This window comes from Tenacibaculum ascidiaceicola, assembly GCF_047470925.1.
In the GTDB taxonomy this organism is placed as follows: Bacteria; Bacteroidota; Bacteroidia; order Flavobacteriales; family Flavobacteriaceae; genus Polaribacter; species Polaribacter discolor.
In genome coordinates this window covers 87,656-99,922 of sequence record NZ_JAZKJP010000005.1, presented here as the reverse complement: position 1 = coordinate 99,922, position 12,267 = coordinate 87,656, and the positions used below count along the sequence as shown (strand labels likewise).

3 protein-coding genes are annotated in these 12,267 nt (G+C 32.6%); all 3 read left to right on the top strand.

What is annotated here, in order from left to right; translation table 11 throughout:
- Positions 1–212 precede the first annotated feature (212 nt).
- Genes VBY68_RS04865 through VBY68_RS04855 form a run of 3 tightly spaced genes read left to right on the top strand, consistent with a single transcriptional unit; the run spans position 213 to position 12,265 of the window.
- Positions 213–5,033, top strand: coding sequence for a hypothetical protein (locus VBY68_RS04865; protein WP_415269066.1), 4,821 nt, complete (start codon positions 213–215; stop codon positions 5,031–5,033).
- 44 nt (positions 5,034–5,077) lie between these two features.
- Positions 5,078–7,171, top strand: coding sequence for a fibronectin type III domain-containing protein (locus VBY68_RS04860; protein WP_415269065.1), 2,094 nt, complete (start codon positions 5,078–5,080; stop codon positions 7,169–7,171).
- Positions 7,172–7,213: 42 nt separating this feature from the next.
- Complete coding sequence (locus tag VBY68_RS04855; protein WP_415269064.1) at positions 7,214–12,265, top strand: T9SS type A sorting domain-containing protein; 5,052 nt, start codon at positions 7,214–7,216, stop codon at positions 12,263–12,265.
- Positions 12,266–12,267 lie beyond the last annotated feature (2 nt).

Below are 12,267 nucleotides of genomic sequence, written 5' to 3'. Positions count from 1 at the left end.
TGTTTTTTTTAAGTTAATAATTTTATTCTACAATAAAGGCTTAAAATTATTTATGTACAGAATTATTTTGTCAATAGAAATTAACAGTATTTTAAGTAATTTTTATATAAAAAAGTATTATAAAGTAATAAAGCTTTGTTGTGATTACATTTTTCACTTAATTTGCAGACTATTAAAGGGGAATAAAAGATTAAGTCTACTATATAAAAACTATGTTAAAGAAAATTGCTGTTTTCTTTCTTTTGTGGTTGTTTACTATTCAGGTAACGATTGCATCAGAAGGCCATAATGCTGTTAAAGAAACAATTAAAGATAGCTTAAAAGTTAAGCGAGTAATAAACTCTTTTTCTAATTCTTTATTAAAAGAAACTTATGAAATAGAGACTTCACAAAAAGTAAAAGAATTTTCTTGGCCCAATATTAAAAAGTGGTATCCAACTTCTTCACTTGTAGTTAATGATAGAGATAAAGCGTTAGCTTCATTTGAACAAATTGAAAAACATGAATCTTGGGTAGACAATTTTTCTAATGAAGATATAAAAGAACTTCCTGTTGGTGTTAAGCATACTAGAGAGAATATTCAATATGCCATAGGAATAACACAAGCTAATATTTATAAAGACTATACAGAGTTAACTGTTTTTGCAAGGGTGCGTTTGCCGCAAACTAATGAAAACGGTTATCCTGTAGAGCTATTTTTTGGAGCTAATAATGTGAAGTTATCCCATGATGGAGGTATTGTCGGAGACGCCAACTTAGTATTGTTAGGAGATATGCATATACCTTTTAATGGAGGCAAATGGATGCTAACTTTAAAAGGAGGGTTTGATTATAGAACAGGTGTAACACAAAATAAAACATATGTAACAATTAATTGTGATGGTGTTAAAGAGCTGGGGATAGAAGGAGAGGTCGAGTTTTCAAGAGAATTGATTGTACCTTTAGAGGAAAATGGAGAAGTAAACGAAGGTAAAACAAAAGTTCCTTATAAAGTAGAAACAGAAAACGGAACGCAAACCCTCCAGGTACCTTATCGTGTAAAAGGAGCTTTTAAAGCTATTGCTTCAGATTGGAATGATTTATTGGTTGGAATAAGTTTACAACCTTTTGTTTTAGCTAAAAAGAGAAATAAAAAAGATTATGATGGTAATTTTCAATTCTATTTAAATGAAGCTGTTTTAGATTTTAGTGACTTACGAAATTCTCCTAGTGTTAAATTCCCTGAACATTATCATAAAAACGGATTATTACTACCAAATCAAAATATTTGGAGAGGAGTTTATGTAAACACCTTAGATGTAAAACTACCTAAAGAGTTTAAAACTTCAAAAACTATTTCTAAAGGAGATAAGAGAATAGCTTTCGGAGCTCATAACTTATTAATTGACGGTCATGGAGTTTCAGGTTCTTTTTATGCAGAAAACATTTTTCCATTAAATGAAGGAAGAACAAATAAAGAAAAAGCTTGGGCATACTCTTTAGATAAAATAGAAATATCGTTAGCAGCAAATAAATTAATTGGGGCGTCTTTTGATGGACGTATTCAGTTACCCATTTCAAAATCTGAAAAGAAAAATGAAAAATTAGGTTTAAGATATACGGGTATTATCTCTGAAGAAGAATACCTATTGAATGTACGTAATGATTCTGTTATTGATTTTAATATATGGAAAGCTAAAGGGGAGCTATTACCCAACAGTGCTATTGAATTAAAAATAAAAGAAGGAGAGTTCAAGCCAAAAGCAACGTTACATGGTCGTTTAGCAATTAGTGCAAATCAAGTAAAAAGTCTAGAGAACGAAGGAGACTCGTTAGTAGATAGTTTAGGTAAAAAGAAATTAGTTGAGTTTAAAGGAATAGTTTTTCAAAACTTAGTTTTACAGACTGAAAGTCCAGTCTTTTCGGTTGATTATATGGGGTATCGAGATAAGGTAGCTCTAGCTGGATTCCCAGTTTCTATAGAAAATATAGGAATTACAGCAAATAAAACAAATGCAAACTTATATTTTGACCTAGGGATTAACCTAATGGGAGAAAGTAATGGTTTTGCAGCAAAAACTAGTTTAGGTATTATAGGGGCTTATGAGGAAGAAAATTACAGACAAAAATGGAAGTTTCAGCAAATAGAACTTAATGCTATAGCCTTAAAAGCTGACTTAGGAGGCTTCTCTATGGAAGGAAACCTAACATTAATGAATGACGACCCAGAGTATGGTAACGGTTTTGCAGCTAATTTGAAGGCTGAGTTTAAGTCAGGAAATGGGATCAAGGTAGGGGCTAAAGGAGTTTTCGGAAAAACTACTTTTAGGTATTGGCAATTTGAAGCGATGGTGGATAATTTACCTCCTGGGACAGGGTCAGGAATATTGAATTTAGAAGGTTTTTCAGGGGGGGCTTCTTATCGAATGAAGCGTACAGATTTTTCATCTTCTTTTTCACCTTCAGGTATAGGTTATGTTCCAGATAGCAAGGTTGGTTTAGGAGTTAAAGCTATGGTAATGTTTAATGCAGTTAAGAAAGAATTAGTAAAAGGAGGAGCGGGGTTTGAAATAGTTTTTAACAGCAAAGGAGGTGTTGATTTTTTAGGTTTTTATGGGCAAGCAACGCTTATGGGAGTGGAGATTCCAGGAATGGGAAAAGTAAGTGAGTTAATGTCAAAGCTGAAGGAAAATACTGTAGCCAAAGAAAAATTTTTAGGGGTAACTAAAGAGAATATAGATAATTCTTGGACAGGAAGAAATCTCTTAAATAAAGCATCAGGAGATTTCCCACAGGTGCCAACAGATAAGATGGCCATTAGTGCCAAAGTTGGAATTACCTATGACTTTCAAAATGATGTACTTCACGGTGAGTTAGATGCTTATGTAAATGTAGCTGGTGGTTTTGTAGAAGGAAGAGGAACTGGTGGTAGAGCAGGTTGGGCGGTGTTACACTTTTCACCAGAAGATTGGTATATATATGTAGGTACACCCGAGGATCGTTTAGGTTTACGTATAGGCGTTGGCCCTGTAAGTGTAGAGTCAGGAGGGTACTTTATGGTAGGGTCTAAATTACCGGGATCGCCACCACCTCCACCTATAGTTGCTGAAATTTTAGGAGTTGATGCCAATGAACTTGATTACATGCGAGATGAAAATAGTTTAAGTAATGGGGGAGGTTTTGCTTTTGGAGCAGATATATCGATAGATACAGGAGATTTACGCTTTTTAATCTTTTATGCTCGTTTTCAGGCCGGAGCAGGTTTTGATATTATGTTAAAAGATTATAAAGAAGCTCGATGTTCTAATACAGGTGATCAGGTTGGAATTAATGGGTGGTATGCTAATGGACAAGCGTATGTATACTTACAAGGAGAATTAGGTATTCATGTTAAATTATTTTTTGTCAATAAAAAAATTCCAATAATTAAAGCAGGAGCTGCTGTTTTACTTCAAGCAAAAGCTCCAAACCCTGTATGGATGAGAGGGTATGTTGGTGGACATTTCAGTGTACTAGGAGGTTTAGTAAAGGGAAGGTTTAGATTCAAATTAACATTAGGAGAAGAATGTGTATTTGAAAATGCATCGCCGTTAGGTGGACTCAAAATAATTACAGATGTAACACCAGATGATGGAGGCAAAGATGTAGATGTATTTGCTATACCTCAGGCTACTTTTAGTATGAAGGTTGGGGAGCCAATTGTTATACCAGAAGACGAAGGAGATAAAACGTATAAAATCATTCTTGAAAAATACAGAATACTACATAAAGGGAAAGAGATACCGGGAGTAATAGAATGGTCTAATTATAAAGATAGAGCCAACTTTATTTCTACTGATATTTTACCACCTAATGAAGAATTAACTGTTGAAGTGGAAGTAAGTTTTAAAGAAAAAGTAAAAGGAATCTTTAAAACAATAATGATTGATGGTAAAAAAGCTATTGAAATAGAAGAAAGAACCTTTGTTACAGGAGGAGCACCAACAGTAATTCCACTACATAATATTACATATGCATATCCTGTTTTAGATCAAAAGTATTTTTTAGAGAAAGAATATGATAAAGGGTATATCCAATTAAAAAGAGGACAAGACTATCTATTCGATGATACGCAATGGAAGAGTCATATAGCGTATGAAAAAGAAGGAGAATTACCCGTGAAAAATGAGTTTAATTACAATACATCAGATAATGTACTTACATACGATTTACCTAATGTAGTACAATCATCTAAATATCATTTAAGTATTGTAAGTGAGCCAAAAGGTGCTATATCTAGCACCAAGGTTGCATCAAAAGAGAATAATACTTCTGAAAATGAAAGCTCTTATAATAATAATGTAGAAAGTACTGAAGTAGAAGTTAAACAAAGTAAAGCTGAAAATATTTCAAAGGATGGAGAGATAGAAAGATTAGCTTATGATTTTAGTACTTCGAAATATAAAACGTTCAAGGATAAAATAAACTCAATAAATACAAAGGAATATAACTGGGGAAAACTTTATTCAGATGTTATTTATTTAAGTAATAGAATAGAGAGCCATGAACCATTTGATATAGTAGAACTGTTAGGAACAAGCTACACAGATAATGTTCCTTTAGTAACTATAGAAGCAACTTTACAAGACGATTATTTTGAAGAAGATATAAATCCACCATTGTATGCAAAATATCCTTTAGGAGGTTACCGAGTAAAAAGACGTGACGAAAGCGAATTGGGAGCGCCTCCAAAATATGCACTTCCATTATTAAACAGCTATGTAAGTAATGCAGAGTATGAAGTAAATAAAAAGATGCTAGAAACGACGTTTCCTTTCAGATATAATTTAGGGTACGTATATAAACAAGACTGGATAGATATACAATCACAAATAGTAAATGATTACAGTGACGGAATTATAAACGATGGAAATTCAGTATTGGAATTTTTAGATAAGAATTATCTATTTATGAGGTATGGAGAGTATAAAATAAAACTGATCTATACATTACCAAGTGGTATTAAAGGAACCAATACTATTTATAAGTTTAAAAACCCTAATAAGTTTAGGTAGTAATTTAAAATATTAATTAGAGGCTTTAAAAAAGATAAAAGAACATGAAAAAACAGTTTATTGTTTGTAAGATATTGTTTTTCGTAGCTATGAGTTTTTTGTTTCCTATGAGTTCTTTAGCTCAAATAAATGAAACAAATGTACAAATACTTGCTAGAGTGCAAAAAGATAAAGTTTTATTACGATGGGCGGCAACTACAGCAAATGCATGGAAGAAGACAAACAAGAGTGGTTTTACATTAGAAAAATACGTGCTTTCTCGTGATGGTAAACGATTACCAAGTCTAGAAAAAGTATGGGCAAAAAACATACAAGCAGACCCTATTGAAACTTGGCAAGAAATTGTAGAAAAAGATAACAATGCAGCAATCATAGCACAAGCATTATTCGGTGAAAGTTTTTTTATACAAGGAGGAAGTGAAGGGCAATTGGCAGATATTTACAATTTAGTGAATGAAAATGAACAACGTTTTTCATTTTCTTTATTAGCGGCTGATATGAGTTTTGAAGCAGCAAAAAAAGCAGGTTGGGGGTTTGAAGACACGGATGTAAAGCTTCATGAGAAATATGTGTACAAGATTAAACCAGCAATTATAGAAAGCGCTTCAAAAACTATTAAAATAAAAGGGACAGCTGCTATAGCTAGTATTAAAGATTATGAACCGCTACCAGCCCCTATAGATTTTCAGGGGATTTTTGGAGATAAAAATGTAATTCTAACATGGGAATACCAACTGTTTAAAACTATATATACCTCCTATAATTTAGAGCGTTCAGAAGATGGTGTAAATTTCAGACCTTTAAGCAAAGAACCTTTGGTGAACTTGAATGATAAACCTGAAGCTCCAGCAAAACGTATGTTTTATATTGATTCCTTAGCAAATAATACAAAGGCGTATTATTATAGAGTTAACGGAATTTCCCCGTTTGGAGAAAAAGGATTGTATTCTAAAATAATTTCAGGAGAAGGAAAACCTATTTTGCCTTACACGCCTAGAGTTTTTGATGTACAACTTACCAAAAATACCAATGAAGCAATAATTACATGGGAGTTTCCCAAAAAAGGAGAAACATTGCTAGAAAAATTCCAACTACTAATCGCCCCAATGGATAAAGGTCCTTACATCGTGGCTGTAGATAACATTTCTCCGCAACAACGTAAACTTACCTATTCCAAACTACAAGCTTCAAACTATGTTAAAATAAAAGCAATAGGAAAAGATCCAAAACAAGAAAAAACATCGTTTTCAACACTGATACAACCTTTAGATAGGACTCCTCCAGCTATACCTACAGAATTAAGCGGAAAGATAGATAGTTTAGGTGTGGTTCACATAACTTGGAAACAAAATATAGAACCTGATTTCTTAGGGTATAGAGTTTTTAGAGGTTTCTTAAAAGATGAAGAACCTTCTCAAATAACAGTATCACCTATAACTCAAAACAGTTTTATTGATACAGTAAAAGTGAAAAATTTAAATTCAGAGGTTTTTTACAGTATAGTAGCTGTTGATAAACGTTACAATCACTCCGAAAAATCAGAGGTGTTAATATTAGAAAAGCCTGATTTAATACCACCAACAGCTCCAGTTTTTTCAGGATATAAAATAAAAGAAGGAAAAATCATAATAGAATGGATACCTTCTTCAGAAGAAAAAGCAACACATGTTTTACTAAGAGAAAACCTTACTGAAAATAAGGAACGAGAAACTGTATTTAGTACTAATGACTCAGTTCGTCAATACATAGATACTAAATTGAAACCTAATAATAGATATCGATATCATATCAAAGCCATTGATAAAAGTGGGTTGACTTCACTTCCTTCAACTCCTTTAACTATTGAAATGGTCAACTTAGTACCAAAAGAATATGTACGAGGGTTAGATTACGTGGTGAATAGAGAAACAAATCATATAGAACTTTTTTGGAGAGCAAATAAAGAGGAAATAGCTGAATACACTATTTATAAACAGTTAAAAGAGAAACAACCGAGTACCTGGCGTATTTTACCAGCTAACATTAAAACAGTTATAGATAAAGAAGTAAGCCCTAATGAAACTTACGTTTATTACATAAGAGCAACACTGAAACAAGGTGGTTATGCAAAAGTTAAAAAAATTGAAGTAAAATTTTAGAAGATGAAAAGGATTTTGTTTTTTATATTCTGCTTAGTTTCTATGAATTCTCTTCTAGGACAAGAATATAGGTTAAGAATTAATGGTAATATTACGACAATAGGAGCGTCAGCTACATGTAGACATCAGTTTTTAATACAGAAAAAATCAAATAATGGTAAAAAAGAAACCATTTTAGATAAATATTTAGAGAAAAAAAGAAATCATACTTTTGAGATTGATGTTACTAAAACTTATCCTATAGGCGAAATAAGAAATTTGAAAACCATTGTTTTTTCTGCTAAGAGAGGAAGACGAGGTTTTTGGGGTGGATGTAAAAATTATGGTAGCTCTTATCAAGAATATACAACAGACTCGAAATGTGATTTATATACAATAAATGATGTTTTTAAAGGAGACAGAGATCCTCTTACTACAAACAATACGCTAACAGTTTCTTTAAATCCTATAATTAACATAAAGCAATCTATTAATGATTTAATAGGTTACGAAGATAATGTAACTGTAAGTGTAGAAACTAATTCCGTAGGTTTTGACTCATCGGTATACAATTGGCAATATCAAGTAGTAGCAAGCGGTCCTATAAATAATAATGCGTGGATAAACATGTCTGCTCATACTAATGTAAATGGAAAATCATCATTTACAATAAAACCATCGTCATTTTTACCTGCAGATGCTATAGGTAAAAAAATATATTTTAGAATTACCACTTGTAATTCTCAAGAGTCAGAAAATATTATTTTTTATAGACTAACAAAGTCTGCACCTCACTTTGAAAATGCATTAACAAAAGATGTGACATGTTTCGAAGAGACAGATGGAAATGTAACTTTCTTATTTGACAGGAATCCTAGTTCAAATGAAAAATTGAGTATAAGTGTAAAGAATATTACTGAAAATACAGATCATAGTGTTTCTAATATTGAAAATGATATTCTAAATAAAGAGTATAGTATAAACAATTTACCTCCAGGTGACTATGAAGCAGAAGTAATAGGTGGAGGAATATTAGCTTATAATGGTGAACTCTGGAATACTTTTAGTGAGTCCTCAACTCATAAAATTAATTTTACTGTACGAGAACCTAAACCAGTAGAATTTTCTGTTACTCCAACCAATGTTTGGTGTCATGGAGGTAGTGATGGTGCTATAATTATAAAAGCTAAAGGAGGGCAAGACAGAGCAAAATACAAATACTTACTGAGAGAAACAGGAGATATAAGTCCGGTAGTAGAAAGTGATTGGGTTGAATTTACAAATTTGGCAACATTTACAGGAACATTTCCAAATGTTACTTTTGAAGCTACAGAAGTAATTACTGGAAAACTAGCGGGCAATTACACCTTACAAATAAAAGATGCCAATAATTGTATAGCCAAAAGAATTGTTAGAGACGGTGCAGGGAATATTATTGGTTTAGCAGAAGAAAAAATTGAAATTATAGAAATTAAGCAGCCTGAAAAACCTGTAAGCATAGATTTTGTATATGAAAAGCAACCCACAGCTTTTGGGTTTTCTGATGGAGAAATTCGTGCACAAATAACAGGAGGAACTTCATTACCTAATGGGAAGTACAATTATACGTGGAAACACGAAAATGGTACCACATGGAACACCTTTAGTGATATTGTAAATGCAGATGGTTGGTATTTAACGTTAACAAATGCTATTGCAGGAAAATATAGTCTAACTATAACAGATGCAAATTATAATAGTGCTACAAATAAAGAAGGTTGTACAGTAGCAAATGCAGAGTATGTATTGCAAGAACCACCAAAGTTAATGTTGAAAATAGAAGAAACTAATTTCATTTCTTGTAATAGTAGCAATACTTATGGAGATCCATCTAGTGATGGAGAACTTACAGCTATAGCTTCAGGAGGAGTCCATTTTAGCCCACTTATACAAGGTGAGTACAAATATAAATACACATGGAAAAAGAAAGACGCATCTGGTGTTTATCAAATCATACCTGGAGAAATAGGAAACGTACTTGAAAATAGAGGAGCAGGAGAATATGCAGTTAATATTGAAGATGCTAATGGAATTATTATAGGAAGTTATAACAAAAATACATTAGTGAGTCCAACAGATAAAGAATACGAGCTACAGCAGCCAGAGTTATTAAAAATAACATACACTAAACAAGATGTATTTTGTCATAAAGGAACTGACGGAGCTATTAATGCAACAATAACAGGAGGAACGGGGAACTATACCATCTCTTGGAATACAGGAGAAACTATAGAAGATATATCTAATCTAGTAGCTGGAGACTATACTATTGAAGTAACTGATGAAAGAGGTTGTCAAGTTCAAGAAACAATAACAATTGAAGAACCTCAGAATCCTATTAATATAAATTATAACTTTTTTGAACCAACATTCGCTGGTGCTACAAACGGATGGATTAAAGCAACAATAACAGGCGGTACTCCTCTAAACGATGGCTCTTATACTTATACATGGCAAGATGCGAATGGAAATAATTTAAATACTCAGGTAACTGCAAGATTTAATGCTGGGAGTTATGAATTAACACTCAATAATATTGGTGAAGGAACGTATAAGTTAACAATTCAAGATAAAAACTACTCTTTAGCAGTTGATAAAAAAGGGTGTACTGTAATAGAAAGTGAATATTATATTGAAGATCCTGAACCGTTAAAAGCAAGTATTGAATTAAGAAAACCAATTTCATGTAATAGTAGTAATAGTTACGGAGACCCTTTTTCTGATGGCGTTTTAGAAGTAATAGCTGAAGGAGGAATAAAACTACAACCCAATGAAAATAATGGTTTACCTTATTACTATACTTGGAAAAAAGAAACAAGTCCAGGAGTATGGACAATATTGACTACACAAACATCAAATATAGCAAGCGGTTTAGATGCAGGAAATTATGCAGTAAATATAAAAGATGCTAATGGAATTATTTTAGGTGTATATAAAAATAATGTATTAGAAACCCCAACAGATGTAACATATAATTTTGAAGAACCACCATTGCTGGAATTAACTTTTGAAAAGCAAGATGTGTATTGTTACGAAGGTAGTGATGGTTGGGCAAAAGCAATCATTAAAGGAGGAATACCTCCATATAACATCGAGTGGGAAAGAGGAAACAAAGTAGCACAAATAAATTCCTTAACAAAAGGAGAGTATAGTGTAACGGTTACAGATACTAGAGGTTGTCAAGTAACGGGGAGTATTTTAATAAAACAACCAGAGAATCCAATAAGTATAGATTTTACAGCTTTTGCTACGCCTTCTACTGGAGGAGCATCTGATGGTTGGATACAAGCAGAGATAGAAGGAGGAACCTCTTTTACAGATGGTAGTTATACTTACTATTGGCAAGATGAAAAAGGAACAATATTGAATGGACAAACTGAAACAAGTATTGTAAACGGTAAATTTCAAATAAAAATGAATAACATACCGAAGGGGATTTATCATTTAACGATTGAAGATGCAAATTATGTTTCAGCTACTACAAAAGAAGGGTGTACCCATATAGAAGAAGAGTTTATTTTATACGATCCCATAGAAGCTACTATTAGTATTGAAAATCCTATTTCATGTAATCAGAATAATAAGTTTAACAATCCTTATGCCGATGGGGCTTTGAAGGCGAGTGTAACTGGAGGTTTACCTTTTAGTACAGGACAGTCGTACATATATTATTGGAAAAAGAAAAACAGTAGTGGAGTATATGAAGATTTTAATCAAAATAATCCAATAGCTACTGATTTATCAACAGGAGAATATGCTTTAAATGTAGAAGATAGCAGAGGAGTTATAATAGGTGTTTATGAAAGTTTACAGTTAATCAATCCATCAGATGTATTGTTTAGCTTTGAAGAACCAGAATTACTTGCACTATCGTTATCTGCTACAGAAATTTCTTGTGATACAGGAAATGATGGAACAGCAACTGTAGCTATTTCAGGAGGAATACCTCCTTATAATATACAGTGGTCTAATGGAGCAACAACAGCAACAGCAGAACATTTAATAGCAGGAAACCATTTGGTATTTGTTACTGATGCTAGAGGTTGTGAAGTAACAGGAAGTATTACAATCGGACAGCCAGGAGGATTAAAAATTGAAGTAAATAAAAAGAATCCTACTTGTTATGGAGCAAATGATGGAACCATTTATCTTGATATTTCAGGAGGAGAAGCGCCATATACTTACATGTGGGACACAGGAGAAAAAGCTACAAGCTTACTGAATTTGATAGAAGGAATTTATAAGTTTTCATTAATAGATGCTAATGGATGTAAAGCTTTTGCAGAAGTAAAATTAGAGAATCCTGAAAAATTAATTATGGACTTGGGGAGTGACAAGACCTTATGTATAGATCAAACCTATGTTTTAGATGCTAGTATTGATGATGAAAATGCAACATACAGTTGGATATCAAGTAATGGGTTTAACTCAAAAGAAGCATCAATAACTATAACAAAAGAAGGGACTTATACTGCTACTGTAACATCTTCATTGGGTTGTGTGGCAACTGATACCATAATAATTAATTACAGTAACCAAGAAATAAACGCTGAGTTTTTAATGTCGTCACAAGCGTATATTAATGAAGAAGTGGTTGTGTTTCATACAAGTAATCCTACTCCTGAATCTTTTGAATGGATGTTGCCAGACGAAGCAAAAGTAGTAGAAGAGAAGGAAAATACAGTAGTTCTTAGTTTTTCTAAAGCAGGAGCCTATGAAGTTGGATTATTAACAAAAGTTGGCGACTGTGTACAAGAAATATACAAAAAAGTAGTAGTTGAAGAGGAAAGTAGTTTAGTCGACCCAGGAGATACAGAAACTCCATTTATTGAAGCGTTTAGTATTTCTCCAAATCCAAATAAAGGAAGTTTTTCGGTTAGTATAGATTTAGTAGAAGCGACACCTATTTCTCTCCGTATTTTTAACACACAAGGGCAATTTATAACGAAGTATATACCTAATGAGACATTAGAAGAATATAGTATTCCGTTTACAATGAATTTAGCTTCAGGAATGTATGTTGTAGTGTTAGAAACAGCAAAGCAAACACAGGTAAAAAGAATGATTGTAGATTAAAA

Bases quoted from the DNA above. Each gene is read 5' to 3' on its own strand.
- VBY68_RS04855 (WP_415269064.1), top strand. From the start codon at position 7,214: ATGAATTCTCTTCTAGGACAAGAATATAGGTTAAGAATTAATGGTAAT.
- VBY68_RS04860 (WP_415269065.1), top strand. From the start codon at position 5,078: ATGAAAAAACAGTTTATTGTTTGTAAGATATTGTTTTTCGTAGCTATG.
- VBY68_RS04865 (WP_415269066.1), top strand. From the start codon at position 213: ATGTTAAAGAAAATTGCTGTTTTCTTTCTTTTGTGGTTGTTTACTATT.